Source organism: Actinoplanes sp. CA-131856, from assembly GCF_050956135.1.
Taxonomy (GTDB): Bacteria; Actinomycetota; Actinomycetes; order Mycobacteriales; family Micromonosporaceae; genus Actinoplanes.
The window spans coordinates 5,073,803-5,098,685 of sequence record NZ_CP191849.1 but is presented as its reverse complement, the minus strand read 5'-3'; the positions used below and the strand labels follow the sequence as shown (position 1 = coordinate 5,098,685).

26 protein-coding genes and 1 riboswitch are annotated in these 24,883 nt (G+C 72.1%); of the genes, 8 read left to right on the top strand and 18 right to left on the bottom strand.

Annotation, left to right across the window (positions count from 1 at the left end):
* The first annotated feature begins 72 nt into the window (after positions 1-72).
* Positions 73-942 carry a TIGR03560 family F420-dependent LLM class oxidoreductase gene (locus ACQP2X_RS23590; RefSeq protein WP_498700294.1) on the top strand — a complete coding sequence of 290 codons (870 nt, stop codon included), beginning with the start codon at positions 73-75 and terminating at the stop codon, positions 940-942.
* 372 nt (positions 943-1,314) lie between these two features.
* Here the strand turns inward: ACQP2X_RS23590 and ACQP2X_RS23585 are convergent, their stop codons facing one another.
* A complete protein-coding gene (locus ACQP2X_RS23585) occupies positions 1,315-1,893 on the bottom strand; it encodes a DUF6518 family protein (RefSeq protein WP_498700292.1) in 579 nt (192 codons plus the stop codon).
* Positions 1,894-1,999: 106 nt separating this feature from the next.
* On the opposite strand from ACQP2X_RS23585, the gene ACQP2X_RS23580 reads away from it, so the two are divergent.
* Positions 2,000-3,433, top strand: a complete 1,434-nt coding sequence (locus tag ACQP2X_RS23580) for a gamma-aminobutyraldehyde dehydrogenase (RefSeq protein ID WP_498700291.1) — start codon at positions 2,000-2,002, stop codon at positions 3,431-3,433.
* A 118-nt stretch (positions 3,434-3,551) separates the two neighbouring features.
* Here the strand turns inward: ACQP2X_RS23580 and ACQP2X_RS23575 are convergent, their stop codons facing one another.
* Positions 3,552-4,721: a saccharopine dehydrogenase family protein gene (locus tag ACQP2X_RS23575; RefSeq protein ID WP_498700290.1), complete on the bottom strand. Its 1,170-nt coding sequence runs from the start codon at positions 4,719-4,721 to the stop codon at positions 3,552-3,554.
* Positions 4,722-4,815: 94 nt separating this feature from the next.
* Between ACQP2X_RS23575 and ACQP2X_RS23570 the strand changes: the two genes are divergently transcribed.
* Together ACQP2X_RS23570 and ACQP2X_RS23565 are read left to right on the top strand one after the other, a co-directional pair.
* The gene (locus tag ACQP2X_RS23570) at positions 4,816-5,337 is read left to right on the top strand and encodes an Lrp/AsnC family transcriptional regulator (protein ID WP_498700289.1); all 522 of its coding nucleotides are present in this window, start codon (positions 4,816-4,818) and stop codon (positions 5,335-5,337) included.
* Positions 5,334-6,596, top strand: a complete 1,263-nt coding sequence (locus ACQP2X_RS23565; RefSeq protein WP_498700288.1) for an NAD(P)/FAD-dependent oxidoreductase — start codon at positions 5,334-5,336, stop codon at positions 6,594-6,596. The genes ACQP2X_RS23570 and ACQP2X_RS23565 overlap by 4 nt, the downstream gene beginning before the upstream one ends.
* Here the strand turns inward: ACQP2X_RS23565 and ACQP2X_RS23560 are convergent.
* Positions 6,593-6,844 carry a DUF3040 domain-containing protein gene (locus tag ACQP2X_RS23560; RefSeq protein ID WP_498700285.1) on the bottom strand — a complete coding sequence of 84 codons (252 nt, stop codon included), beginning with the start codon at positions 6,842-6,844 and terminating at the stop codon, positions 6,593-6,595. The genes ACQP2X_RS23565 and ACQP2X_RS23560 overlap by 4 nt on opposite strands.
* A gap of 82 nt (positions 6,845-6,926) precedes the next feature.
* On the opposite strand from ACQP2X_RS23560, the gene ctaD reads away from it, so the two are divergent.
* The gene (gene ctaD / locus ACQP2X_RS23555; RefSeq protein WP_498700283.1) at positions 6,927-8,672 is read left to right on the top strand and encodes an aa3-type cytochrome oxidase subunit I; all 1,746 of its coding nucleotides are present in this window, start codon (positions 6,927-6,929) and stop codon (positions 8,670-8,672) included.
* Positions 8,673-8,681: 9 nt separating this feature from the next.
* Here the strand turns inward: ctaD and ACQP2X_RS23550 are convergent, their stop codons facing one another.
* The 4 genes from ACQP2X_RS23550 to ACQP2X_RS23535 form a co-directional block, all read right to left on the bottom strand.
* Positions 8,682-9,476 carry a DUF72 domain-containing protein gene (locus ACQP2X_RS23550; protein ID WP_498701016.1) on the bottom strand — a complete coding sequence of 265 codons (795 nt, stop codon included), beginning with the start codon at positions 9,474-9,476 and terminating at the stop codon, positions 8,682-8,684.
* A gap of 96 nt (positions 9,477-9,572) precedes the next feature.
* The gene (locus ACQP2X_RS23545) at positions 9,573-9,764 is read right to left on the bottom strand and encodes a hypothetical protein (protein ID WP_498701014.1); all 192 of its coding nucleotides are present in this window, start codon (positions 9,762-9,764) and stop codon (positions 9,573-9,575) included.
* Positions 9,685-10,185 carry an alpha/beta hydrolase gene (locus ACQP2X_RS23540; RefSeq protein ID WP_498700282.1) on the bottom strand — a complete coding sequence of 167 codons (501 nt, stop codon included), beginning with the start codon at positions 10,183-10,185 and terminating at the stop codon, positions 9,685-9,687. Before ACQP2X_RS23540 ends, ACQP2X_RS23545 begins: the two co-directional genes overlap by 80 nt.
* Positions 10,186-10,226: 41 nt before the next feature.
* Positions 10,227-11,738: a hypothetical protein gene (locus tag ACQP2X_RS23535; RefSeq protein WP_498700280.1), complete on the bottom strand. Its 1,512-nt coding sequence runs from the start codon at positions 11,736-11,738 to the stop codon at positions 10,227-10,229.
* Between the two features lie 166 nt (positions 11,739-11,904).
* Between ACQP2X_RS23535 and ACQP2X_RS23530 the strand changes: the two genes are divergently transcribed.
* From ACQP2X_RS23530 to ACQP2X_RS23520, 3 genes are read left to right on the top strand one after another with little or no spacing between them, the layout of a single operon-like run.
* Complete coding sequence (locus tag ACQP2X_RS23530) at positions 11,905-12,744, top strand: peptidoglycan-binding domain-containing protein (RefSeq protein WP_498700278.1); 840 nt, start codon at positions 11,905-11,907, stop codon at positions 12,742-12,744.
* Positions 12,745-12,759: 15 nt separating this feature from the next.
* Entirely contained in the window at positions 12,760-13,344 is a 585-nt protein-coding gene (locus ACQP2X_RS23525; protein ID WP_498700277.1) for an arylamine N-acetyltransferase family protein, read from the top strand.
* An 8-nt stretch (positions 13,345-13,352) separates the two neighbouring features.
* Positions 13,353-14,216: a PhzF family phenazine biosynthesis protein gene (locus ACQP2X_RS23520; RefSeq protein ID WP_498700276.1), complete on the top strand. Its 864-nt coding sequence runs from the start codon at positions 13,353-13,355 to the stop codon at positions 14,214-14,216.
* A gap of 2 nt (positions 14,217-14,218) precedes the next feature.
* Here ACQP2X_RS23520 and ACQP2X_RS23515 read toward each other — a convergent pair whose 3' ends face one another.
* From ACQP2X_RS23515 to ACQP2X_RS23465, 11 genes are all read right to left on the bottom strand, one after another.
* Entirely contained in the window at positions 14,219-14,596 is a 378-nt protein-coding gene (locus ACQP2X_RS23515; protein ID WP_498700274.1) for a cobalamin biosynthesis protein, read from the bottom strand.
* A gap of 1 nt (position 14,597) precedes the next feature.
* Entirely contained in the window at positions 14,598-15,950 is a 1,353-nt protein-coding gene (locus ACQP2X_RS23510; protein ID WP_498700272.1) for a cobyrinic acid a,c-diamide synthase CobB, read from the bottom strand.
* The gene (gene cobO / locus ACQP2X_RS23505) at positions 15,944-16,543 is read right to left on the bottom strand and encodes a cob(I)yrinic acid a,c-diamide adenosyltransferase (protein WP_498700271.1); all 600 of its coding nucleotides are present in this window, start codon (positions 16,541-16,543) and stop codon (positions 15,944-15,946) included. The genes ACQP2X_RS23510 and cobO overlap by 7 nt, the downstream gene beginning before the upstream one ends.
* Positions 16,544-17,024: 481 nt before the next feature.
* Entirely contained in the window at positions 17,025-19,109 is a 2,085-nt protein-coding gene (locus ACQP2X_RS23500) for a VWA domain-containing protein (RefSeq protein ID WP_498700270.1), read from the bottom strand.
* Between the two features lie 7 nt (positions 19,110-19,116).
* A riboswitch (cobalamin riboswitch) is annotated at positions 19,117-19,286 on the bottom strand.
* Positions 19,287-19,305: 19 nt separating this feature from the next.
* On the bottom strand, positions 19,306-20,880 hold the full coding sequence (locus ACQP2X_RS23495; RefSeq protein ID WP_498700269.1) for a gluconokinase: 1,575 nt from the start codon (positions 20,878-20,880) through the stop codon (positions 19,306-19,308).
* 58 nt (positions 20,881-20,938) lie between these two features.
* Positions 20,939-22,156: a hypothetical protein gene (locus ACQP2X_RS23490; protein WP_498700268.1), complete on the bottom strand. Its 1,218-nt coding sequence runs from the start codon at positions 22,154-22,156 to the stop codon at positions 20,939-20,941.
* Positions 22,153-22,665, bottom strand: coding sequence for a SigE family RNA polymerase sigma factor (locus tag ACQP2X_RS23485; RefSeq protein WP_498700267.1), 513 nt, complete (start codon positions 22,663-22,665; stop codon positions 22,153-22,155). The genes ACQP2X_RS23490 and ACQP2X_RS23485 overlap by 4 nt, the downstream gene beginning before the upstream one ends.
* Before the next feature lie 58 nt (positions 22,666-22,723).
* Positions 22,724-23,239, bottom strand: coding sequence for an SRPBCC domain-containing protein (locus ACQP2X_RS23480; protein WP_498700265.1), 516 nt, complete (start codon positions 23,237-23,239; stop codon positions 22,724-22,726).
* Positions 23,236-23,559 carry an ArsR/SmtB family transcription factor gene (locus tag ACQP2X_RS23475; protein WP_498700264.1) on the bottom strand — a complete coding sequence of 108 codons (324 nt, stop codon included), beginning with the start codon at positions 23,557-23,559 and terminating at the stop codon, positions 23,236-23,238. The genes ACQP2X_RS23480 and ACQP2X_RS23475 overlap by 4 nt, the downstream gene beginning before the upstream one ends.
* A 58-nt stretch (positions 23,560-23,617) precedes the next feature.
* Positions 23,618-23,818 (bottom strand): hypothetical protein, encoded by a 201-nt coding sequence (locus ACQP2X_RS23470; RefSeq protein ID WP_498700262.1) that lies wholly within the window; start codon positions 23,816-23,818, stop codon positions 23,618-23,620.
* Positions 23,819-23,977: 159 nt separating this feature from the next.
* Positions 23,978-24,790, bottom strand: a complete 813-nt coding sequence (locus ACQP2X_RS23465; protein ID WP_498700261.1) for an alpha/beta hydrolase family protein — start codon at positions 24,788-24,790, stop codon at positions 23,978-23,980.
* Positions 24,791-24,883: the final 93 nt, after the last annotated feature.

The following is a 24,883-nucleotide window of genomic DNA, read 5'->3' as shown; positions in this document are numbered from 1 at the left end:
TCAGACACTCTCGTCCGGCCGATAGGCTAAGCCAACCCTCGATGCCAACCCGTTACCGCTAGGGTCGTTTTCATGAGCGTGAGTTTCGGGGTTTTCGTCCCGCAGGGCTGGAAGATGGACCTGGTCGAGATCGCCGACCCGGAGGAGCAGTACGAGGCGATGACCGCCGTGGCCCGGGTCGCCGACGCCGGGCCGTGGGACTCGATCTGGCTCTACGATCATTTCCACACCTGGCCCGAGCCGTCCATGAACACGACCTTCGAGTGCTGGACCGCCACCTCCACGCTGGCCCGCGACACCAGCCGGGTCAACATCGGCCAGATGGTCGGCTGCAACGGTTACCGGCAGCCCTCGCTCTACGCCAAGATCGCCTCGACCGTCGACGTGGCCAGCAAGGGCCGCCTCTACGCCGGGCTCGGCGCCGGCTGGTACGAGGACGAGTGGAAGGCGTACGGCTACCAGTGGGAGGACGTGCCCACCCGGATGGCCGAGTTCCGTGAGGCGGTCGAGGTCATCCACAAGATGTGGACCGAGGACCGCCCGGTCTTCCAGGGCAAGCACTACTCGATCGACGCCCCGATCAACCAGCCACGGCGCAAGCCGTCGTTCTGGCTCGGCGGCGGCGGCGAAAAGGTCACCTTGAAGCTGGTGGCGCAGTACGCGGACGGCTGCAACGTCGGCGGCGGCGATCCGGCCCTGGTCGAGCACAAGCTGGGCGTGCTGCGCGCCCACTGCGACCGCCTCGGCCGCGACTACGACCGGATCCGCAAGTCCACGACGATCGAGCTCGACCTGAAGCAGTCCACCAAGGACACGATCGCCCACGTCGAGCGCCTGGCCGAGGCCGGCGCCGACTACGTCCTGTTCTACATCCCCCGCGTCGCCTACGACCACAGCCACCTGCTGCGCCTGGCTGAGGAGGTCGTCCCGCAGTTCGCTTAAGACCTTAGAGGTACGCCTTCTCGAAAAGCACCGGACTAACAGGCGGCCTGGCCGCCGGGTCACGGCCGTTGCGCCTCTTTCGCGCGGGGCGCGGGGCTTCCGGCAGTACAGCAAACGCTGTACTGCCGGAACCGTAGAGACGGCGACCCAGATCCTCACTGCCTTGGACACCCAGACGGCGGCCGCTCCCAGCACGACCGCGAGACCAACAAGCAGCTCAAACGCCCGGCCCGCGTTCGCCGCCCTCGTCCGACCCGCTCAACCGGGCGCGATGCTCCCATCCAAACCCCTAGCAGCACGAACCGGCAGAAAAGCTTGCCCCCGCCGCCTGACAGAACCTATAGGGACATTCCAGGCCCCGTAGCGGTTCGGTCATCGCGGTCGCGGCGGTCGAGGAAGGTCGCGTGGTGTGGCGGGGCGACGCCGGCGGATGCTGCTGAGCAGCAGGGCCACGCCGAGGACGAGCTCGATGACGTACGGCCGGGGGTCCAGCGTCCAGTGGATTACCGAGCGCCACCCCGGCACGACCCGGGCCGCGACGATCACGATGGGCTCCAGGATCAGCAGCACCGCCGTGACCGGCAGCAGGGCCCGCCGGCCGAGCCAGGCGCCGGCCGCGCCCATCACCGGGCCGCTGAGCAGGCCCGACCAGATCCAGCGCCGGTTCAGCCGCAGCACGTGCAGCAAGTGCTCCCGCATGTCCGGCATCTGATCGTCCAGCGTCAGCGTGACCACCACGTAGAACCCGAGCAGCGCCACCAGCGTCGACACCAGCCCCACGACCGCGCCGCGCGGCACCGAGCGCGCGAACATCCCGGGGACGAACGCCACCAGCAGCCACGGCGTGCTGAGGTTCCCGATCGTGTCCCGCACACCGCCGTCGTCGCCCTTGACGAGCGCCGCGACCATCCCGAACACCAACGCCGCCGCGAGCACCCTGATCTTGACCACCGCCCACCCTAACCCGCACGGAACGAGTCGCCTGACCCTCTTGTCAGCTACGGAATCAGTGGGAAGATGGCACCCAAACAGTGGAGATCCTGCGTCTGGAGACCGTGTGACCGCCAAGACCGTGCTGCACAACTTCATCGGCGGCGAGTCGGCCGCGCCGGCCGAGGGCCGATACGAAGACCTCATCGATCCCGCGACCGGCGAGGTGTTCGCGTCCGCTCCCGTCTCCGGCCAGCCCGACGTCGACCGGGCCATGGAGGCCGCCGCCAAGGCCTTCGAGACCTGGCGTGACACCACGCCCAGCGAGCGCCAGCAGGCCCTGCTCAAGTTCGCCGACGCCGTCGAGAAGCGCGCGGACGACCTGGTCAAGGCCGAGTCGCAGAACACGGGCAAGCCGCTCGGCCTGACCGCCAGCGAGGAGCTGCCGCCGGCGGTCGACCAGCTGCGCTTCTTCGCGGGTGCCGCGCGGCTGCTCGAGGGCCGCTCGGCCGGGCAATACCTGAACGGCTACGAGAGCTACGTGCGCCGCGAGCCGATCGGCGTGGTCGCCCAGGTCACCCCGTGGAACTACCCGCTCATGATGGCCGTCTGGAAGATCGCCCCGGCGCTCGCGGCCGGCAACACGGTCGTCCTCAAGCCGTCGGACACGACCCCGCTCACCACGGTGATGCTGGCCGAGATCGCGGCCGAGTTCCTGCCCGCGGGCGCGTTCAACGTGGTCGTCGGCGACCGCGACACGGGCCGGGCGCTGGTCACCCACAAGACCCCGCAGATGGTGTCGATCACCGGCTCGGTCCGGGCCGGCATGGAGGTGGCGAGCGCCGCGTCGGCCGACCTCAAGCGCACCCACCTCGAGCTGGGCGGCAAGGCGCCGGTCGTGGTCTTCGACGACGCCGACGTGGAGGCGGCCGCGGCCGCGATCGCCGAGGCCGGATATTTCAACGCCGGCCAGGACTGCACGGCGGCGACCCGGGTGCTGGCCGGGCCGCGGATCCACGAAGACTTCGTCGCGGCCCTGGCCGAGGCGGCCAAGGGCACCAAGACCGGCGCCGCCGACGACGAGGACGTGCTCTACGGCCCGCTGAACAACGCCCGCCAGTTCGACCGGGTCTCCGGCTTCGTCGACCGCCTGCCCGACCACGCGGTCCTGAGCGCCGGTGGCGCCCGCGTGGGCGACCGGGGCTACTTCTACTCCCCCACGGTCGTCTCCGGCCTGCGCCAGACCGACGAGATCATTCAGGACGAGGTGTTCGGCCCGGTCATCACGGTCCAGCGGTTCACCGACGAGGACGAGGCGGTCCGCTGGGCCAACGGCGTCGAGTACGGCCTGGCCTCCTCCGTCTGGACCAGGGACCACGGCCGCGCCATGCGCATGACCCAGCGCCTCGACTTCGGCTGCGTGTGGGTCAACTGCCACATCCCGCTGGTGGCCGAGATGCCGCACGGCGGGTTCAAGCACAGCGGCCACGGCAAGGACCTCTCGGTGTACGGCCTGGAGGACTACACCCGCCTCAAGCACGTCATGCACAGCCTGGGCTGACCCCCTGACGGTTCGGCCGTTGCGCAACCCCGCGCCCCGCGCGAAAGTGGCGCAACGGCCGTGACCAGACGGTGAGCTCGCCTATGGGTGCCCGGTGCTCCTTCGTGGACTCGTACTTCTAAGGCCTTTGACCCCAAGGACTTCCGTACTCGGCGAGCTTGCCGAGGAAGGGTTGCGGGTCGAAGGCTTCCGGGCCGAGGACGCCCTTGCCGGCCCAGGTGCCGGCGGCCAGGAGCTCGAGGGCGATGACCGGGTTGACGGCGGTCTGCCAAACGACGGCCTGGGAGCCGTACTCGCGCATCGACCACTCGTTGTCGACGAGGTGATAGAGGTAGACCTCGTGCGGCTTTCCGGCCTTGTCCAGCCCCTTGACCCACGTGCCGGCGCAGGTGACGCCGGTCATCCGGTCGCCGAGCGTGGCCGGATCGGGGAGGACGGCCGCCACCACGTCGCGCGGTGAGACGGACACGCCGCCGACCGGGACCGGGGTGGTGCGGTCGAGGCCGAGCTTGTGGAGGGTCTTGAGGACGTCGATGAACTCGCGGCCCAGACCGTACTTGAAGGTGACCTTTCCGGCGTCGACCCAGCGCGGGATGAGCAGCACCTCCTCGTGCTCGACGTGGACGCACTCGACCGGGCCGATGCCGCCCGGGAAGTCGAAGATCTCGGGTTCGCTGAACGGTTCGAGGGTGTACCAGCCGCGGTCGCGCTCGTAGACGACGGGCGGGTTGAGGCACTCCTCGATGGTCGTCCAGATGGAGAACGACGGGGCGAAGTCGTAGCCGTCGACGACGAGGTTGGAGCCGTCGCGGACGCCGATCTCGTCGATGTGCGAGAACAGGTGGTCGGCCGCGTACCGGGCGAAGATGTCGGACAGGCCGGGCTCGACGCCGATGCCGACCAGGGCGAGCCGGCCCGCCTCCTCCCACTGCGGGGCGCCGGCGAACTGCTCGTCGCCCAGCTTGACGCCGTCGCGCGTGCTCAGCGACATCGCCATGTCGAGATAGTCGGCGCCGGCGTCCAGGGCGCCGCGGAAAACGGGCATGACGAAGCGGGGATCCACGGCGTTGAGCACGTGCGTGATGCCGTGCTCGCGGCACAGCGCGGCCACCGCCTCCGAGGACGAGGCGTCGACCTGGGCCGCCACGAAACGATCGTCGGACACGCAGGCGGCGGCCCGCTCCAGGGAGTAGTCGGCGATGACGAACAGGTCGAAGAAGTCGCGGCGGGCGGCGATGCCGGCGGCGGCGGAGCCGACACCCCCGGCGCCGACGGTCAGGATGCGCATGAAGAACCCTCCCGATCACTGAAACCGTGTCGTCAGAGCCTCTTCGCGCGGGAAAAGCTTGTCAAGAGCGATCAACTCTGCGATAAACGCAGGTATGCCGAACGCCGAGCCCATCCGGGCGATTGCCCCGGCCGCCGCCGGCGGGAAGAATCGCGGCGTGACGGCGGACGTGGCACTTGACGAGATCAACAAGCAGATCATCGAGCACCTTCAGCGTGACGGGCGGATGTCGTACGCGACGCTGGCCAAGACGATCGGATTGTCCGAGGCGGCGGTACGCCAGCGGGTCCAGCGCCTGCTCGACGGTGGCCTCATGCAGATCGTGGCGGTGACCGATCCGCTGACGCTCGGCTTCGCCCGGCAGGCCATGGTCGGGCTGAAGGTCAACGGCGATCTGCGCGCGATCGCCGACGAGATCGCCGCCATCCCCGAGGTCGACTACGTGGTGATCTGCGCGGGCGGCTTCGACCTGCTGGTCGAGCTGGTCTGCACCGACGACGAGCACCTGCTCGACCTGCTCAACGAGAAGGTCCGCACGATCAAGGGCGTCGCCGTGTGCGAGACGTTCATGTACCTGAAACTGGCCAAACAGACCTACGCCTGGGGAACTCGATGACGCCGTCCTTCTGGTTGTCCACTCTCGGCCCTCTGGCGGAGCGCCCCGCGTTGCCGGGCGACCTCGCGGCCGACGTGGCGATCGTGGGCGGGGGCTACACCGGCCTGTGGACGGCTTATTACCTCTCCCAGGCCGCGCCGTCGCTGTCCATCGTGGTGCTGGAGTCGCGCTACTGCGGCTTCGGCGCCTCCGGGCGCAACGGCGGCTGGGCCTCGGGGCTGTTCCCGGTGCCGGAGGCGAAGCTGGCCCGCCGCTACGGCGCGGCTCGGGCGGCGGCGATGCATTCTGCATTGGCCGGTGCGGTGGATGAGGTGGGCCGGGCCGCGGCGGCCGAGGGCATCGACTGCCACTACGCCAAGGGCGGGACCATTTCCCTCGTACGATCTGCCGCGCAGCTCCGCCGGGCCCGCAACAGCCCGGGTTTCATCGAGGCCGCCGAGGCCCGCGCCATCTGCGACGCCACCGGCGTGCTCGGCGGCGTCTACAGCCCCGACTGCGCCGCCCTCCATCCGGCCCGGCTGGTGCGCGGTCTGGCCGAGGCGGTCGAGCGGCGCGGGGTCAAGATCTTCGAAGGCACGAGGGTACGGCGGATAGCCCGCGGCCGCGTCGTCACGGACCACGGCGTCGTCACCGCCGGGACGGTCGTGCGGGCCCTGGAGGGCTACACGGCCCAGCTCGACGGCTACCGGCGCGCGCTGGCGCCGGTCTACAGCCTGATGATCGCCACCGAGCCGCTTCCTTCGTCGTTCTGGGACCGCGTCGGCCTCGCGCGCCGGGAGACCTTCACCGACGAGCGCCACATGATCATCTACGGTCAGCGGACGGCCGACGACCGGCTCGCCTTCGGCGGGCGCGGCGCGCCGTACCACTTCGGATCGCGCATCGAGCCCGGCTACGACCAGGTGCCGGCCGTGTTCGACTCGCTGCGCGACACCCTGGAGCAGATGTTCGGCGTCCGCCCCGAGATCGCCGCCCGCTGGGGTGGACCGCTCGGCATTCCCCGCGACTGGATGCCCTCGGTCGGCCTGCACGACGGCATCGCCTGGGCCGGCGGCTACGTGGGCGACGGCGTGGCCGCGGCCAACCTGGCCGGCCGCACGCTGGCCGACCTGATCCGCGGCGCCGGCACCGAGCTGACGTCGCTGCCGTGGGTCGGCCACCGCTCCCGCCGGTGGGAGCCCGAGCCGCTGCGCTGGCTCGGCATCAACGCGGCCCTGCGCGCGACGAACCTGCGCGACTCGCTGGAGAAGGCCCGCTAGCGGCGACGGCGGTGGACGGTCACCGCCACCACCGCGACCACGAAGGCCGCGGCGACGATCTCGAGACCGGTCCAGCCGAACAGGAGCTTGGCCAGCGGCGCGCAGATGTAGAGGCACGCGCAGAGGAAGAAGACGGCGGGGAATCGCCGCGTTTGCGGCGGGGTCAAGTGGGCACTCAGGGCGGGGTCCTCGCTCGCCAGATGCCGTTCGATGTCATCCAGGGCACGACGGTCATGATCGTCAAGCATCGATGCACCATCCTGATGGACCACTGGGGGTGGGCGGTCCTACTCTGAGCAAAGCATCGATCCCACGAGGGGGGAACTCCCCATGACGTCCGTCGCGCCCAAGCCGATCGTCACCCGGCCCTACCCGGTGCGGCGCACGTTCCGCGGCTCGGCCTTCGCCCGCACGCTGCGCACGACCGACGCCAAACAGATCGGGATCATGTACCTGGTCACCGCCTTCGGCTTCTTCCTGGTGGGGGGACTGATGGCGCTGATCATGCGGGCCGAGCTGGCCCGCCCGGGCATGCAGATCCTCTCCCCGGAGCAGTACAACCAGCTGTTCACCATGCACGGCACGGTCATGCTGCTGTTCTTCGCGACGCCGATCGTCTTCGCCTTCGCCAACTTCGTGGTGCCGATCCAGATCGGCGCCCCCGACGTCGCGTTCCCACGCCTCAACGCGTTCGCGTACTGGCTGTTCCTGTTCGGCGGCACGCTGACCATCTCGGGCTTCGTCCTGCCCGGCGGCGCGGCCGACTTCGGCTGGTTCGCCTACACGCCGCTGAGCGACTCGCTGCACTCCCCCGGCATCGGCGGCAACATGTGGGCGGTCGGCCTGGCCCTCTCCGGTCTCGGCACCATCCTGGGCGGCGTCAATATGATCACCACGATCCTGACGCTGCGCGCCCCCGGCATGACCATGTTCCGCATGCCCATCATGACGTGGAACATCCTGGTGACGAGCCTGCTGGTCATCATGGTCTTCCCGTTCCTGGCCGCCGCGCTGTTCGCGCTCATGGCCGACCGGGTGCTCGACGCGCACGTCTTCGACGTGCAGACCGGCGGGCCGATGCTCTGGCAGCACCTGTTCTGGTTCTTCGGCCACCCCGAGGTGTACATCGTGGCGCTGCCGTTCTTCGGCATCATCACCGAGGTCATCCCGGTATTCAGCCGCAAGCCGGTCTTCGGATATAAGGGCCTGGTCTCGGCCACCCTGCTGATCGCGGCCCTGTCGATGTCGGTGTGGGCCCACCACATGTTCGCCACCGGCCAGGTCCTGCTGCCGTTCTTCAGCCTGCTCAGCTTCCTGATCGCCGTGCCCACGGGCATGAAGTTCTTCGTGTGGATCGGCACGATGTGGCGCGGCCAGATCAGCTTCGAGACGCCGATGATGTTCGCGATCGGCTTCCTGGTGACGTTCCTGTTCGGCGGCCTGTCCGGCGTGCTGCTGGCCTCACCGCCGATCGACTTCCACGTCTCCGACTCGTACTTCGTGGTGGCCCACTTCCACTACGTGCTGTTCGGAACGATCGTGTTCGCCGTCTTCGCCGGCATCTACTTCTGGTTCCCGAAGATGTTCGGCCGCATGCTCGACGACCGCCTCGGCAAGGTCCACTTCTGGCTGACCTTCATCGGCTTCCACAGCACGTTCCTGGTGCAGCACTGGGTCGGCACCGAGGGCATGCCGCGGCGCTACGCCGACTACCTGCCGTCGGACGGCTTCACGTTCCTGAACACGTTCTCCACTGTCGGCTCGTTCGTGCTCGGCCTGGCCACGCTGCCGTTCATCTACAACTGCTGGAAGTCCTACAAGGTCGGCCAGCTGGTCACGGTGGACGACCCCTGGGGCCACGGCAACAGCCTGGAGTGGGCCACATCGTCCCCGCCCCCGCTGCGCAACTTCGACCGCATGCCCCGGATCCGCTCGGAGCGCCCCGCCTTCGACGCCAAGTTCCCCGAACTGGCGGCGGGCACCCAGTCGGTCGCCGGCCCACCCGAGGGCGGCGCCCGCCCCTTGACCGAGGAATCCTCGGGCGGAGCCCGCTACCAGGAGGACCCGGACGCTTAGAGTGTGAGCTCAGAAAAGGGTGGTCGGCACCGGCTCGGGCAGCGGAGCCAGACCCGGCGTGCGCCGCCGCACCTCCTCGTGGAAGCGGCGGGCCAAGGCCGGAGCCTCGACGTTGTCCGGGGTGTGGATGAAGACGGTCGGTGAGCGGCCCTCCTTCAACCACCCCGAGACCACCTCCACCCACGGCTGCCAGCCCTCGACCGTGCGGGCCATGTCGTCGCGGCCCAGATAGCGCACGATCGGCCGCGCGGTCAGCGCCCTCGTCCGGCGTGGCATTCGTGGCTTCTTCATCCAGGCGTCGCGCTCCATGTCGCTGGTGGGCGGGCTCGCGAACATCACCGTCGTGTCGAACGGCACCCACTCGGCGCCCGCCCGTCCCAGCACGTCCTCCAGCGCCCCCGGGTCCTCGAAGAAGCCCGGATGCCGGACCTCGACCGCGTAGTCGTACGCCGCCGGCAGCCGCCCCAGGAAGGCGGCCAGCACGTCCAGGTCGCCCGGCCCGAACGATCCCGGCAGCTGCACCCACAGCGCGTGGACCCGCTTCCCCAGCGGCTCGATCGCGTGCAGGAAGCGGGCCAGATCCTCGTCGCCACCTCGCCCGAGCCGATGGTCGTGGGTGACCGGCTTCGGCAGTTTGAGGACGAACCGGAAGTCCTCCGGCGTCTGCGCGGCCCATCCGGTCACGGTCTCGCGGCTCGGCGTGGCGTAGAAGGTCGTGTTCCCCTCCACCGCGTCACACCATTCGGCGTACGCCTTCAGCCTGTCCGGAACCGCCGAGAACTCCCACGCCTTGTGCGTCCACATCGCGCAACCCACGTGCAGCCGCGAACCTTGCTTCCCATCCACCGCAGAAACCTACCCCGAACAGCGTGACGACCAGGATTCCCTCCCCGGTGACAGTCAGGACCGCCACGCCGTACGGCTCCCCGCGCAACCACGCCATCGCGGCCGGCTGGCCGTTCGCCTCGGTCGCCGTTCCCGGGCGCGCGGCGAGGACGCGTCCAGCACGTCGTCACGGTCCGGCGCCACCTCGGCCAGCCGGGCCCGGGCCCGTTGCAGGGCGCTCTTCACCGCCGGCACCGTCATGCCCAGCGCCTCGCCCGTCTCGGCCGCGGAGAAGGTCAGCACCTCCCGCAGCAGCACCGGCCGCCATCTGAAAGGTGTGCAGTTGCCCCTCGACGACGTCCAGCCGGGCGCCGGTCAGCTCCGCGAGGCGCTCGCTGTCGCCGCGGCCGGTCTCGTCGCCGCCGCACTGGATGGAGGCCGGCGGCAGGTACTGCTCGATGAGGGCCCGCACGGCCAGTCCACCGCCGCTGGAGTCGCCGGCCAGCGCCACCGCGCCCGTCCGGTCCGCCACCCACCGGTACGCGGTGACCGCGTCCTCGATCTGCGCCGGGAACCGGAACGCCGGGGCCAGCCGGTACGTCGCCAGCAGCACCGGCACGCCCGCGGCCTTGTCCCGGCCCATGTCGCCGGCCGCCCAGCGGGTGTACATCTCTCTCATCACGTCCATGCCGATATCGACCCGCGAGCGGGCCGGAAGGAATCGGTTCCTCAGGCGGCGAACAGCGTGCGGGCGAAACGGGTCGTGTGTTCCAGCCAGGCGATGGCGTCGCCGGGACTGGTCAGGTCGGGGACCGGGACGCCGGGTGGGAGCGGGCGCGGCCGGGCCCGGGCCGGCTCCAGGGTGTTCATGGCGGCCGCGGTGGTGGCCAGGTAGTGGCCGAACATCCTGGCCAGCGCGGTCCGGCGTTCTCCCGGCGGATCGTGGTCGCGGGCCTGGGCGACGGCGTACGCCCGTACGAGATCGTGGAACGTGTAGCGGCTCGGGCCGGTGGGCTGGAGCAGGTGGTCGCCGTGGAGCTGAGCCAGCCCGGCCTCGGCGGCCCGCGGGTCGGTGCCGGTCAGCGCGGCCGCCGCGTAGGCGTCGAAGTCGTGGCCCGGGTGCAGCGCGAGCAGGCGCATCAGCCGTTGCCGGTCCTCGGGCAGGTCGCGGTAGGACAGGGACAGGGCGAGTTCGACGCCGGAGTCGAGCCGATGGTCGTGCCGGCGTTCGTCGAGCCGGTCGGCGTGCTCGGCCAGGGTCCAGCCCGGCGTACCGCGAATGTGCCCGGCGATCAGGTCGAGGGCCAGGGGGAGGTAGCCGCAGCCACGGGCGATCCGGCGCGCGACGTGCGGATCGGCGCCGGGCAGGGCCGCGGTCAGGTGGGCGACCGCCTCCTCCGGCGTGAACACGCCGACGGTCAGGCCGGCCGCCGGGCTCAGGCCCAGGTGCCGCCGGCTGGTGACCAGGGTGCGGCTGCCCGGGGTGCCCGGCACCAGCGGGCGGACCTGGTCGGCGCCGGCCGCGTTGTCCAGGACGACCAGGACCCGGGAGCCGTGCAGACGCCGGCGGTAGAGGGCCACCCGGGCCGCGAGGCCGTGCGGCATCCGGTGGCCGGGCACGCCGAGCAGGCGCAGGAAGCCGTCGAGGACGGCGGCCGGATCGGCCGGTGGCTGGGCCGGGTCGTGGTGGAAGCCCCGCAGGTCGACGAAGAGCACCTGGTCGAACGGCGCCCGCCGGTCGGCCCGGTGGGCGGCGTGCAGGGCCAGCTCGGTCTTGCCCACCCCGGCCATGCCCTCGATCGTCGCGATCACCCCGCCGGTCAGAACGGCGCCGAGGTGGTCCAGCTCGGCGGTCCGGCCGGTGAACGCCGCCCGGCCGCGCGGCAGGCTGTCCTGGACGCGGACCTGCGATGCGGCCCGGGTCTCGCCGCCGATCACCCGCAGGGCCTGACGCCACTGCGCCACATATCCGGTGTCCGGGTGCAACGCCTCGACGATCGCGATGACCAGGCTGGTGTTGAGGCGCCGGCGGCCGGGCCGGAAGCAGTGGGCGACGGTGGACCGGATCGCCAGCTCGCTCGCCGGCCGGCCGGTGGCGGCCCAGCCCGCGTTCACCCGTTCCATGATCGTCGCGTACGAGGGGTCGCCGGCCCACACCTTGAGCGAGCGCAGCTGTTCGGCCAGGCCGTCGAGGCCACTCGCCCGGGCCGGGTCGGGCAGTTCGGCGTACGGGTCCGACATCCGCTCACTCCGTTCCGGCATCGCCCGGTCTCAGGCTAGCCACGGCCTCCACGGGCGATGTCCGCCGGACGACAACCGCGCCGGTCATGTCGCAGACCCGACCGGTCGCGGCCGATGTCGTCCGAATTCGGCGTGACCATGGGACGGGCGCACGAATCTGCGTTCCATGGATACCGAACTGGAACTGGATGTCACACCCTGGGCCGAGGACGGCGACACCGAGTCGCTGATCGGCGACGAGCTCACCGAGGCGGAACTCCGCGCCGCCTTCGACCCGGACGACGCCGACGAGTCGACGGCCGACGAGGCCCGGATGACGCTGATCCCGGACGACGGCCCCGGCGCCGCGGCCGGTCCGGCCCTGCGCACCGCGTCCTGGCATCTCGCCCGGTCGCTGGCCCGCCTCCGCGCCGAGATCGACCAGAAGTGGCCGAACCGCGACCGGACCTCCGACGGGTCCATCGGGGACCAGGATCACCTGGAGCGCGGATCGGACCACAACCCCAACGGCCGCCGCTCCGTGAACGCCATCGACACGGACAAGGACGGCATCAGCCCGATGACGCTGGTGAACGCGGTCAAGAGGCACCCGGCCTGCAACTACGTCATCTGGAACCGCCTGATCTACAGCCGCAGCCGCGGATTCCGGCCCCACCGGTACAAGGGCGCGAACCCGCACACCCACCACATCCACGTGTCCATCCTGCAGAGCGCGGCGGCCGAGGACTCGGCGCGGCCCTGGGGGATCGCCACGGACAGGTCCACGGCGCCGGCTTCCTTCCCCGCGTTCCCCGGCACGCTGAAGCGCGGATCCCGGGGCCCGGCGGTGAAGACCTTGCAGACACGCCTGAACGAGCGCGGAACACCCCGCCTGGGCGTCGACGGTGACTTCGGCCCGGCCACCGAGGCCCGGGTGAAGGCGTTCCAGCGGTCGGCCCGGATCTCCGTCGACGGCGTGGTCGGGCCGGTCACGTGGAAGATGCTGTGGACGTCGAGGATCACCTGAGGGTTGACTGTCCGGATGGATGTGGACGCCTACCTGGACCGGATCGGTGTGCGGCGATCGGCCACCCTTCGCGAGATGCACCGGGCCCATCAGGAGACCGTGCCGTTCGAGAACCTCGGCATCCACCTGGACGAGCCGATCTCGCTGGCGCCGGACGACCTTTTCGACAAGATCGTCCGGCGGCGGCGGGGCGGCTTCTGCTACGAGCTCAACGGCGCCTTCGCGATAGTGCTCGAGGCGCTCGGCTACTCGGTGGTGCGGGCCGCCGCCCGGGTGTACCGGACACCCGAGCTGCTCGGCCCGCCCTTCGACCATCTGGCGCTGCTGGTGCACACGGCCGACGGGGACGGGCCGTGGCTGGCCGACGTCGGGTTCGGACGCCACAGCACCTCACCCGGGTCGCACTTCACCCACGGCCCGGTCTGCTCCCGGCTCGACGGTGACGGCCGCGTCTCGATCAGCGGGCGCACCCTCATCCGTACGAACGGCGAGACCCGTTCGGAGACACCGCTGGAGAGCGACGAGGCGCTCCTGGCCGCCTACCGTGACCACTTCGGCATCGTCCTCGACCGTGCTCCGGGCAACGGCATCCGTCGATAATGGCGGCCATGACCCGATTCTTCTTCGTCGATGTCTTCGCCGACCGGCCCTTGACCGGCAACCCGCTTGCGCTCGTCCCCGGCGCCGACGGCCTGACCGTGCCACAGATGCGGGCCATCGCCCGCGAGTTCAACCAGTCCGAGACGACGTTCCTGCTGAAGCCGGACGAGGACGGCGCCGACTGGCGGCTGCGCTCGTTCACCCCGGCCTGCGCCGAGGTCGACGGGGCCGGGCACAACGCGCTCGGCGCGTGGCTGTGGCTCGCCGACCAGGGCCTGACCGGCGACCAGCCGGCCGTGACGATGCGCCAGCGGATCGGCGCCGAGATCCTCGACGTCGAGATCCTGCGCGACACCCGGGTCCGGGTCGTCATGGACCAGGGCGCGCCGTCGTACGGCAAGGAATTCACCGACACCGCGAGGCTGGCCGACGCATTGACCCTCGCCCCGGAACAGGTGGCCACGGCCCAGGTGGTGTCCACGGGCGTCGGCCATCTGCTGGTCCCGATCGTCTCCCGCGCCGCGGTGGACGCGGCCGTGGCCCGTGACAAAGACCTGGCCGCGTTGCTGGCCGAGGCCGGCGGCGAGGGCTGCTACCTCTACACGACCGAGGGCGACGACGCCGCCGCGTACACCCGCTTCTTCAACCCGACGGTGGGCATAGCCGAGGACCCGGCGACGGGCACGGCGGCGGGCCCGCTGGCGGTGGCCCTCGTGCGCTCGGGACGCGTGCCGGCCGGCGAGCCCGTGTTCATCGAGCAGGGCCACCATCTGGGACGCCCGAGCCGTCTCCGGGTCGACGTGACCGGCGACCGGGTGCGGCTGTCGGGTTCGGGCCTGATCGTGGCCGAGGGCGAGCTGCGGCTGCACTGACCTCACCCACGGGCGACGGCGACGGTCACGGACGAGAAGACCGTCTTGGGTACGACCAGAGCCGCCCCGGGCCCGGCCGCACAGAGAGCCGCCGCCTCAGCCACACTGGGCGTCCCGGCGGCCGCCGCCACCACCGCGCTCGGATGCGGCACGTCCTGCCCCGCCAGTTCCTCCGGCGACAGCCCGACCAGGCGCCACCCCAGGTCAAGGGCCAGCCGCCGTACGGAGGATTCACCGGCCCGCCGCTCGACAGTGGCCAGAACCCCGACCGCCCCCGCCGCGATCCCGGCCGCGGCCAGCACCTCGTCGACCGCGGCCCGGAGAACGGCCACGTCCGTGTCGCGGCGGGCCCCGAGCCCCACCACCAGGTGGGCGGGCATGTCAGGTGAGCGAGCTGACGAGGCGGTCGGCGATTCCGGGGTTGCCGGCCCAGTGCAGGTGCAGGTAGGACGCGTGGACCGTGGGGGTGGCGAAGCCCTCGGGGTCGGCTCCCCGCCACTGCCAGGCCGCGCCCGCGGCCGGGGACAGGAGCAGGCCCGAGCGGGGGTGCACCGTCGTCCGGTGGAACTCGTGGCCGGTCACCCTGGTGCCGGCCGGGGCCAGCGGGCTGTCGGCCAGCGCCACGGCGTCGCGGTAGCCCAGGGTCAGCGACGGGGTCATGGCCGCCTCGGCGTCGATCACGCCGCACATCTCGGCGCCGTCGAGGCTGCGGCACAGCCAGAGCAGGCCCGCGCACTCGGCCACGATCGGGCCTCCGCTCGCGGCCAGGGCCCGCACCGACGCCCGCAAGGGTTCGTTCGCCGACAGCTCGGCCGCGTACACCTCGGGGAAGCCGCCGCCGACCACCAGCGCCCGCGTGCCCGCGGGCAGCGTCTCGTCCCGCAGGGGGTCCACCGTCACGACCTCGGCGCCGGCTCCGGCCAGGAGTTCGGCCGTCTCGGCGTACGCGAAGGAGAAAGCCGGACCACCCGCGAGCGCGACCACCGGACGGCCGGCGGAAGGCGAAGCCGACGCCGGATCCCACGCCCGCGCGGAGAGCGGCGGCGCCGAGGCGGCGATCGCGGCCACCTCGTCGAGGTCGACCGACGCGGCGACCAGCGAGGCGAGCGCGTCGACCGAGGCCCGCGCCTCGGCCCGCCGCTCGGCCGCCGGCACCAGGCCCAGATGGCGTGACGGCGCGGCGACCGCGTCGGCCCGGCGCAGCGCACCGAGAACCGGCGTGCCGACCTCTTCGCAGGCCTCACGCAGGATCGACTCGTGCCGGTCGGAGCCGACCCGGTTGAGGATCACCCCGGCCAGCCGCACCGTGCCGAAGCTGCGGAAACCGTGCACGAGCGCGGCGATCGAGCGCCCCTGGGCGGCCGCGTCGACCACGAGGATCACCGGGGCTTCGAGCAGACCGGCGACCTGTGCCGTCGACCCGGTCTCGCCCGCGCCGGTCCGCCCGTCGTAGAGCCCCATCACGCCTTCGACGACGGCCAGTTCGGCCCCGTGGCTGCCGTGGGCGAACAGCGGCCCGATCCGTTCCTCGCCCACCAGCACCGGATCGAGGTTGCGTCCCGGACGGCCCGCGGCCAGAGCGTGGTAGCCCGGATCGATGTAGTCGGGCCCGACCTTGAACGGCGCCACCGGCACGCCGCGCCGCGCGAAGGCCGCCAGCAGCCCGGTCGCCACCGTCGTCTTGCCGTGCCCCGAGGCCGGCGCGCCGATGACGACGCGGGGAATGCTCACCATTCGATGCCCTGCTGTCCCTTGCGCCCCGCGTCCATCGGATGCTTGACCTTCGTCATCTCGGTGACCAGATCGGCCGCGTCGAGCAGCGCCGCCGGCGCGTCCCGCCCGGTGATCACCACATGCTGGGTGCCCGGCCGCTCGTTCAGCGTGGCCACGACGTCGTCGACATCGACCCAACCCCACTTGAGCGGGTAGGTGAACTCGTCCAGCACATAGAACTTGTGCGTCTCGGCCGCGAGATCACGCTTGATCTGGGCCCAGCCCTCGGCCGCCTCGGCCGCGTGGTCGCGCTCGGTGCCGGCCCGCTGAATCCACGACCAGCCCTCGCCCATCTTGTGCCAGGTGACGGGCGCCCCACCGGTGGCGCCGAGCGCCTTGAGCGCGGCCTCCTCACCGACGCGCCACTTCTCCGACTTGACGAACTGGAACACCCCGACGGGCCAGCCCGCGCTCCACGCCCGAAGCGCCATCCCGAACGCCGCCGTGGACTTCCCTTTGCCGTGCCCCGTGTGCACAGCGAGCACAGCTTGCCGCCGCCGCTGCCGCGTCGTCAGCCCGTCATCGGGCACGCTGGCCACTTTCCCTTGCGGCATCAGACAGACCTCTTCCTTCCGTACGCGTCCAGCCCACCGACCCGGCCTCGCGCGCCACCTTCCCGCCCCGAATGCGCAACGCCCGGCCTCAGCGCCACAACCGAACGGCAGCTCCCACGCCCCAACTCCCCAGCGCCACCGCGCTGCCTCAACGTGCCCGACGGCCCAGCGCCACCGCACAGCCTCACCGCGCCCGACGCCCGAGCGCCACCGCGCTGCCTCAACGTGCCCGACGTCCGAGCGCCACCGCGCTGCCCCAACGTGTCCGACGGCCCAGCACCACCACGCCGCCCCAACGTGTCCGACGGCCCAGCACCACCACGCCGCCCCAACGCGCCCGACGCCCCAGCGCCGCCACGCCGGCCCGGTGCCGATGACGACGCCGACCCCGCACCATGCCGACGCCCCGACGCGGGCCGATCCGATGGCCCGGCGGCACTCCACCGCCCGATGCCGGCCATTGCGTCGAATGCCGGCGTTGTCACGCCGCTCTCCTCGCCGCGGCGCTTCTCATCTCCAGGGCGTCCAGCGGCATGAGGTCGGCCTCCAGGGCGGTCGCGAGCCGGCCCGCGAGGTTGAGCCGGATGGGCCCGCTCTCGCAGTCGACGACCACAGTGGACACCCCGGCCAGCGCGGGCGCCATCGTCACCGGGTCCGGCCCGCTGGTCGCCCGGCCATCGGTGACCACGATCAGCAACGGCCGGCGGCGCGGGTCGCGGCGGCGCTCGGTGGCGATGGTCGCCGCGGCTGTGCGCAGTCCGGCGGCCAGCGGCGTACGCCCTCCGGTCCGCAAGCTCGCCAGCCGCATCACGCCGACCTCGTGGCTGGACGTGGGCGGCAGCACCTGCTCGGCCTCGTGCCCCCGGAACGTGATCATCCCGATCCGGTCCCGCCGCTGATAGGCGTCCCGCAACAACGACAGCACCGCCGTCTTGACGATGGTCATGCGCTTGCGCGCGGCCATCGACCCCGAGGCGTCCACCACGAAGAGCACGAGGTTCGCCTCGCGCCCGACGTGCACCGCCTCGCGCAGGTCACGCGGGTGCACGACCTCACCGGCCGCCGCGTCGCCGGCCCGCCGGTGCAGGGCCGCGCGCAGGGTCGCCGGCAGGTGGGGAGCCCCCGCGAGCTTGCCCTGAGGCACCCGCGAGCCGACGACCCGGCCCCGCCGCGCGTAGGCCGGTGACCGCTTCCCGGCGTGCCCACCGGTGCCGCGGCGGGCGATGCTCAGGTTCCGGGTGCGATAGGGCGCGGCCGCCGCCGGCGACGGCTGCGGTTCCCCCAGCTCCTGCCCGCCGGCGGGTGGCTGGCCCTGGTCCTGCTGCGGCGCCGGGCCGTCTTTCTGCTGCGGCGCCGGGCCGTCTGTCTGCTGGGGCGGCGGGCCGTCTTTCTGCTGCGGCGCCGGGCCACGGTCGTCAGGGCCGGGGCCGCCGTCGCCAGGGCCACCGCCCGGAGGCGGCGGGTCGTCGTCGGGGTCGGTGTCGTCGCCGGGCTGCTGTTGCGCCTGGCGGTCGGCCTCCTGCTGTTGGGCCTCGGCCTCGGCCAGGGCCTCGTCGAGCTTCTCCTCGTCGGTGCCGGGCGGGTCGAGCGGGTCGCGGCGGCGCCGGTGCGGCAGGGCGAGGCGGGCCGCGTCCCGGACGTCGTCGGCGGTCACCACGTCGCGGCCGTGCCAGGCGGCCAGGACGACCGCGCACCGGGCGACCACGATGTCGGCGCGCATGCCGTCCACACCGTAGGCCAGGCAGACCCGGGCGATCCGGTCGAGCTCGTGGTCGGGCAGCGCCACCTGGGGCAGGCGTTCGCGGGCGGCCGCGATCCGGGCCGCCAGCTCGCGCTCGTCGCCGGCGAAGCGGGCCGCGAACCCGTCCGGGCCGGCCTCGTAGGCCAGGCGCCGCCGCACCACCTCGGCCCGGTCGGCCGCGTCGCGGGGCGCCGTCACCGTCACCACCAGGCCGAACCGGTCGACGAGCTGCGGGCGCGGCTCGCCCTCCTCGGGGTTCATGGTGCCGACCAGCAGGAACCGGGCCGCGTGCTTGACCGACACCCCGTCGCGCTCGACGTGGGCCCGGCCCATCGCGGCCGCGTCGAGCAGCAGGTCGACCAGGTGGTCGGGGAGCAGGTTGACCTCGTCGACGTAGAGCACACCCCGGTGCGCCCCGGCGAGCAGTCCCGGCTCGTACGCCTTGACCCCGTCGGCCAGCGCCCGCTGAATGTCCAGCGTGCCCACGACACGGTCCTCAGTGGCGCCGACCGGCAGCTCGACCAGTGTGGCCGGCCGGCGGTAACGCGGGCTGTCCGGCGCGTGCGGCCCGTCGGGACACGAGGGGTCGGGCGCCGCCGGGTCGCAGGCGAACCGGCAGCCGCGCACGACCGCCACCTCGGGCAGCAGGGCGGCCAGGGCCCGCACGATCGTGCTCTTGGCGGTGCCCTTCTCCCCTCGGACCAGCACCCCGCCGACGGCTGGGGAAACGGCCGTGAGCAGCAGCGCAAGTCGCAGGTCGGCCAGGCCGACAACGGCCGAGAACGGGTACGGCGTCACGCGGATCCCTTCTGTGCGGGTGTCCACGCCCGCACGATGAGTGACACGAGCGGCCGGAGTCTCCTGACTCCCGGATCAGCGCTCCCCGCACGCCTTCCGGCCTGGCCGGCCGTGGCTTCTCGGCGGATCGCTCCCCGGTCACAGTGGCGGGACCGTCCCGGATTTCCACCGGGTTCCTCCGCTACCGCTCGTGGGCCATGCTTTCCTACGGCTCACCGCGCCGTCAACGCGGGGTGTCGCTCACCGCTTTTTCGGTGTCCGGGATCGGCTGCGGCGCGAGCCGGTCGAGTTCCTTCACCACGTCGAGCACGGCCAGCGCCGACGTCTCGATGAGCGGCCGCAGCCGGGCGTAGAGCTCCGCGTTCTCCGGGTCCGGAACGGTCGGCTCACCGATCGGGACGAGCGCGGCCGCGTGGTCGAGATCGGGCAGCTCACCCAGCGCGTGCCGCGCGAGCAGGCAGGCGCCGAGCGCCGTGCCCTCCGGGGTGTCGGCCACCGAGACGGGCAGGTCGAGCGCGGCCGCGAGCACCCCCACCCACAGCTCGGAGGCGACCGCGCCACCGGTGGCCCGCACCTCGGTGACCGGGATGCCCTCGGCCGTGAACGAGTCGCGCACCAGCGCGAGCTGCTGGCAGACCCCCTCGACGGCCGAGCGCACCAGATGGGCCCGCCCGTGCTCGCGCCGCAGCCCCAGATAGGCCCCGCGCAGGCCGGAACGCCACCACGGCGCCCGCTCCCCCAGCAGGTACGGCAGGCAGAGCAGCCCGTCGCTGCCCGGCGCGACCCCCTGGGCCTCGATGAGCAGGGCGGCGTCGCGCTCGTCGGCGTCCTCACCCTCGGCCCCGGGGCGCTCGAAGCCGCCCGCGAAGCTCTCACCGGCCCAGCGCACGACGGATCCGGCGTTGTTGACGGCCCCGCCGATCACCCACCGGTCGTCGGTGAGCGCGTAGCAGAACAGCCGCCCCGCCTTGTCGGCCGTGGGCCGGTCGACCACCGTGCGCAGCGCGCCGCTGGTGCCGAGCGAGATGGCCGCCACCCCGGCCGGCGTGGCGCCCACGCCCAGGTTGGCCAGCGGCCCGTCGGCGGCGCCGATGATGAGCGGGGTGGCCGGGTCGAGCCCGGCCGCGCGGGCCACCTCGGCGCTCAGGCGCAGCCGCTGCGTGGTGCTCACCACCTCGGCCAGCTGCTCGGGCCGCACCCCGCCGATCTCCAGCGCCTCGGGATCCCACCGGCGCTCGTGGATGTCGTACAGCCCCGTGCCCGAGGCGACCGACAGGTCGAGCAGGAACGGCTCGTCGGCCACGGCCGCCAGCACGAGCTCCTTGACCCCGCCCCAGCGCGGCGTCGCGCGCAGGGTCTCGGGGTCGTTCTCGCGCCACCAGGCCAGCTTGGTCAGCGGCGACATCGGGTGCACGGGCGTGCCCGTTCGCCCCTGGAGCTTCTTGCCGAGCCCGGCCTCGATGAGCTCGTCGCACTGCTTGCCGGCCCGCCCGTCGGCCCAGGTGACCAGCGGGCCGAGCGGCGCGCCGTCGCCGTCCATGGGCACCAGCGCGTGCAGGAAGGCGCTGAGGCTGACCGCGATGACCCGGTCACCCTGCTCGTGGCAGGCGGCGGCCACGTCGACCAGCGCCTTCACCGCGGCGTCGCGCAGGTGGGCCGGGTCGAGCTCGGCCCGGCCCGGCCCCGGCACGGAGAGCGGATAGTGAACGCTGACCAGCGCGCGCAACTGCCCGTCGGGCCCGGCCGCCACCCCTTTCGTCGCGGTGGTTCCGGTGTCGATCCCGATCACGACGTCCATGCGCAGCCTCCAGTTCCGAGCGCCCTGAGTTCCAACCTAGTGCCCCGCCGTCGGTCTCTCACGGCAGAGGGACCAGGACCGGCTGCCCCCGCGACGGAGTGACCTCGAGCTCGGTGGCGGCGTCGGGGAGCAACGCGGCCGGGCCGGTCGCCGGCAGCCAGGAGCCGCCGGCCGCGCGGTAGCGCAGGACACAGTTGAGCGCGGCCACCGCCACGCCCAGGCGCTGCGGCAGCCGGGCGTGGAAAATGCTCAGACCGCCGGGCCCCTCGGTCGCCAGGCCGTCCTCCAGCAGGCCCAGATAGTGCGGCGTGGGCGTCTCGGCGGCCCGGCCGTGCATCCAGAAGACGCGCGCGGTGCCGTCGAGGGCCACGGTCTGCACGACCAGGCGGCGCCCGTCCGGGGTGGCGGCACGCAGGTACCACTCGGTGGGTCCCGTCCAGGCGTGGTAGCCGTACGGATCGGAGTATCGGGGCAGGGTGACGATGTCCCACCCGTCGACCGTGGCCCGGCCGGCCCGCTCCCACCCGGGCATGTCCCGCTCGATCCGCTCGGGGATCTGGTTGTCGGCCACCCCGGTGTCGACGACGTCGTGCAGGTTGGCCAGCGGCACCGCCGGATCCTGGCCGTCCTGGCGCAGCGCGATCCGCACGACCCCGTCGGCCGCCGGGAACCGCCGGACCGCCATGCCGTCGGCGTCGGCGGGCAGTGGGGTGAAGGTGCGCCGGACCTGCCCGTCGCCGTCGAAACGATAGTCGTGCGAGAACTCGATCGCCCGCCCGGCGGTCGCGACGACGAGCACGTCGCGGTCCGGCCCGGCGAGCACGGCGCCCGGCGGCACGGTGCCGTGCGGGACGTGGAAGGTGCTCCCCGTGGTACGGAGCCGATCGCCGTCGGAGTCGACGAAGCCGAGCGCGTCGAAGGCGGCCTGGATCTGCTGGGCCACGAGCGCGACGGGGCCGGCCGGGGTGGACCCGGCCCAGTGGATCCGGGTGACGCCCGGCCCGACCATCTCCTGCCAGGTCTCCCGCACGCGTTCGAGCAGCTCGGCATCGCCGGCGAGGTCGCCCCGGGTGGCGGTGGGCACGTCGGGGGCCCGGTGGACGCGGGTGGCGAAGGCCAGACCGGCGACGCCGGCGGCCAGGCCCCCGGCCAGGACGGTGCGGCGCCGCACGACGCGCCGCTTCCCGCCCGCGCGCACCCGGTCGAGGAGGTCGGGCGGTGCCTCGAGATGGTCGGTGGCGCGGGCCAGGGCCTGTCGGATGTCGGTGTCGCTCATCGTTCTCCTCCGTCCGGGACGACGGCCGGGCCGAGCACCTCGCGGAGCCGGTCCAGACCGCGGGCGGCGTTGCTCCGGACCGTGCCCTCCGTGCAGCCGAGCGCCGCGGAGACCTCGTGGACGGGCAGGTCGGCGAGATAACGCAGGACGACGGCGGCCCGCTGGCGGGGCGGCAGATCGCGGAGCGCGACCAGCACGGCCTCGCGGATCGCCACGTCGTCGCCGTGGTCGGGCTCGACGCGGCTCTCCAGGTGCCCCTCGATCGAGATCTCCTCCCGCAGCGCGCGGCGGCGCCAGCGGTTGGTCGACCGGTTGACCAGCGCACGGCGCGCATAGGCCTCGGGCATGCCCTCGATGCGCCGCCACCGGACGTACATCTGCTCGAGAACCTCTTGCAGAAGGTCCTCGGCCGCGTGCCGGTCACCGGTCAGCAGGTAGGCGATCCGCAGCAAGCCCGTGGACCGGGTGCGCACGAAATCGTCGAAGCCCGCTCGTGGGCTTGATGCCATCGCCGTCCTTCCGCCGTTGTCACCATTCACGACAACCGGGGACGTCCGGACGTTGCACCTAGATCGCGAATAGTTTGGCGTACGCCTCGCGCAGCTCCTCGAAGCCGTGGTCCTTCGCGTCGGACCCGCGGATCACCCCGACCGGCCGCCCGTCCAGCAGCCGCCGCAGCACTGCGGCGCACAGATGCCACCCGGCCGCGACCATGGCCTCCATGCCGGGGTGCGAGAGAGTATGCCGCAAGATCAGCCGGGTCCCGCCCGGGATCTCCTCGAGCTCCCACCGCAGCAGATCGCCGCCCCACGAGTACTCGAGAATCGACGGAGCCTCGGCCCGCGTCACCACGGCCGGCGTGTCCTCCCGCGCCGCACCGTCCACCATGGTCAAGGTCGTCTCACCCAAGGACCCGAGATTGCGTACGGGGATGAAGGGCGCCCATCGATCGAGTTGCTCGGGCTCGGTGAGGGCACCCCACACGACCATCGGCGAGTGCTGGAACTCCCGCACGAACACCAGCGTCCACTGCCCGCCGCCGTCCGCGACGAGCTCGGCGCCGCCGGCTGTCTCCTCGGTCATTGCTCCTCCTCGATGTCGGGATCCGCCGCGCCGAGATGCCGCTCCAGCGCCGCCAGGTGATGGGTCCAGAGACTGCGGTACGGCGCCAGCCAGGCGTCCAGCTCCCGGAAGGGCTCCGGGTCGAGGCGATAAATGCGCTGCTGAGCCCGGGTACGCACGGCGACCACACCGGCCTCCCGCAGGACCCGGAGGTGCTTGGACACGGCCGGCTGACTCATCGCCAGCAGCTCCACGAGGTCGGAGACCGTGCACTCACGAAGCCGGAGAGCGTCCACGATCCTTCGCCGGGTCGGCTCCGCGATGGCCGCAAAGGCATCCATGCCCCCCACCATGCCACTACGGTTATATAACCGTCAAGGCATGCAGGAGGGCCGACAGTCAGCACCCGGGGCCGGCGGCCTGGCCCTTCACGATGCGGTAGGCGGAGATGTCGCCCTTCACGTAGTCGGCCACCTCGGTGATCGAGGTCGGGGCGGTGCCGTTGACACCCACGTAGGCGACGATCGCGGCGTCCACGGTTCGGCACGTGGCCCGGTCGGCCACGGACTGGGCCTTCTGCTTCAGAGCTTCCGGGTTCAACGCTGAGTAAGAAACACCAGCAATACTCAGAGTAACTGCTGCGGCCACTGCGACGTGAGTTACATGCACCAACGCAGCCTAGGCAACACTACGGTGAGTATTGACCCGGCCGATCGGGCAGGGTTGATCAACCGCGCGTACGGCTCTTCCCGAAAACCCTCAACTCGGGGACACGGGCAGCTGGGCCGCCAGGAAGGCGAGAATCAGACCGGAGATCCGGACGTACGAAGAGTTACCGGGACGCAGATACTCACCGTGACCGGCGTGGCGGACGGTGACGAAGCGTTTCGGCCACGGGTCGGCACCGTAAGCCCGGCGGGCGGCGGCCAGGGGCACCACTTGGTCACGGGAGCCGTGCACGAAGAGCAACGGGGCCGGACGACCACCGAACCCGAACGGCGCTTCCCGGCCGGCGACCGAGACGCCCGCCCGCAGCCGCGGGTCGTGGTGGGGGCCGAAGAGGCCGAGTGTCGTCGTACCACCGGCCGAGAACCCGACCGCCGCCCAGCGCGACGTGTCGAGGTGGCCGAAGAACGCGTCGCCGGGCACGCCGGCCAGGCGCCGCACCTGATCGGCGACGTAGAGGGCGTCCGCGGGCTGCGACCGCACGTCCGCTCGCACGAGGCGGACCCGGCGGTTCGTGTGCGGATAGGCCGGTGCCGCCACCACGTAACCAGCCTCGGCCCAGCCCGCGATCAACGGCGCGAAGTCGGACGGCATCCCGCCCAGCCCGTGACTGAACAGGATCAGCGGGTGCCGGCCGGTGAGCGGCGACGGATACCAGACCGTGGTCGGCAACGGCCGGTCGGCGTCGCGCGCGAGCATGAGCGTCCGCGTCATCACCCGTGCGGACGCCGTGGCGGCCCGCGCCGGCCCGAACCCGCTCAGCAGCAGCACCAATGCGACCAGCACCACACCCGCCCGCCGCAGCCGGCGGGGATCGAGCGAGGGGACGGGGAGGACGCTGCGCACATCGTGAGCCTATGAACGTGACGCAATGTGGGCGATCACCGTTGTGGGTGGCGATGAGACGACGAACATTCGTAGGCATTGGGGCGACAGTCG

Excerpts from the sequence above, each read along its gene's own strand:
- ACQP2X_RS23485 (WP_498700267.1), bottom strand. The coding sequence starts at position 22,665 with ATGGCATCAAGCCCACGAGCGGGCTTCGACGATTTCGTGCGCACCCGG.
- ACQP2X_RS23565 (WP_498700288.1), top strand. The coding sequence starts at position 5,334 with ATGACGCCGTCCTTCTGGTTGTCCACTCTCGGCCCTCTGGCGGAGCGC.
- ACQP2X_RS23550 (WP_498701016.1), bottom strand. The coding sequence starts at position 9,476 with ATGTGGACGCACAAGGCGTGGGAGTTCTCGGCGGTTCCGGACAGGCTG.
- cobO (WP_498700271.1), bottom strand. The coding sequence starts at position 16,543 with ATGCCGCAAGGGAAAGTGGCCAGCGTGCCCGATGACGGGCTGACGACG.
- ctaD (WP_498700283.1), top strand. The coding sequence starts at position 6,927 with ATGACGTCCGTCGCGCCCAAGCCGATCGTCACCCGGCCCTACCCGGTG.
- ACQP2X_RS23495 (WP_498700269.1), bottom strand. The coding sequence starts at position 20,880 with ATGGACGTCGTGATCGGGATCGACACCGGAACCACCGCGACGAAAGGG.
- ACQP2X_RS23520 (WP_498700276.1), top strand. The coding sequence starts at position 13,353 with ATGACCCGATTCTTCTTCGTCGATGTCTTCGCCGACCGGCCCTTGACC.
- ACQP2X_RS23515 (WP_498700274.1), bottom strand. The coding sequence starts at position 14,596 with ATGCCCGCCCACCTGGTGGTGGGGCTCGGGGCCCGCCGCGACACGGAC.
- ACQP2X_RS23530 (WP_498700278.1), top strand. The coding sequence starts at position 11,905 with ATGGATACCGAACTGGAACTGGATGTCACACCCTGGGCCGAGGACGGC.
- ACQP2X_RS23490 (WP_498700268.1), bottom strand. The coding sequence starts at position 22,156 with ATGAGCGACACCGACATCCGACAGGCCCTGGCCCGCGCCACCGACCAT.
- ACQP2X_RS23590 (WP_498700294.1), top strand. The coding sequence starts at position 73 with ATGAGCGTGAGTTTCGGGGTTTTCGTCCCGCAGGGCTGGAAGATGGAC.
- ACQP2X_RS23475 (WP_498700264.1), bottom strand. The coding sequence starts at position 23,559 with ATGGATGCCTTTGCGGCCATCGCGGAGCCGACCCGGCGAAGGATCGTG.
- ACQP2X_RS23480 (WP_498700265.1), bottom strand. The coding sequence starts at position 23,239 with ATGACCGAGGAGACAGCCGGCGGCGCCGAGCTCGTCGCGGACGGCGGC.
- ACQP2X_RS23510 (WP_498700272.1), bottom strand. The coding sequence starts at position 15,950 with ATGGTGAGCATTCCCCGCGTCGTCATCGGCGCGCCGGCCTCGGGGCAC.
- ACQP2X_RS23525 (WP_498700277.1), top strand. The coding sequence starts at position 12,760 with ATGGATGTGGACGCCTACCTGGACCGGATCGGTGTGCGGCGATCGGCC.
- ACQP2X_RS23535 (WP_498700280.1), bottom strand. The coding sequence starts at position 11,738 with ATGTCGGACCCGTACGCCGAACTGCCCGACCCGGCCCGGGCGAGTGGC.
- ACQP2X_RS23560 (WP_498700285.1), bottom strand. The coding sequence starts at position 6,844 with ATGCTTGACGATCATGACCGTCGTGCCCTGGATGACATCGAACGGCAT.
- ACQP2X_RS23575 (WP_498700290.1), bottom strand. The coding sequence starts at position 4,721 with ATGCGCATCCTGACCGTCGGCGCCGGGGGTGTCGGCTCCGCCGCCGCC.
- ACQP2X_RS23570 (WP_498700289.1), top strand. The coding sequence starts at position 4,816 with ATGCCGAACGCCGAGCCCATCCGGGCGATTGCCCCGGCCGCCGCCGGC.
- ACQP2X_RS23540 (WP_498700282.1), bottom strand. The coding sequence starts at position 10,185 with ATGGACGTGATGAGAGAGATGTACACCCGCTGGGCGGCCGGCGACATG.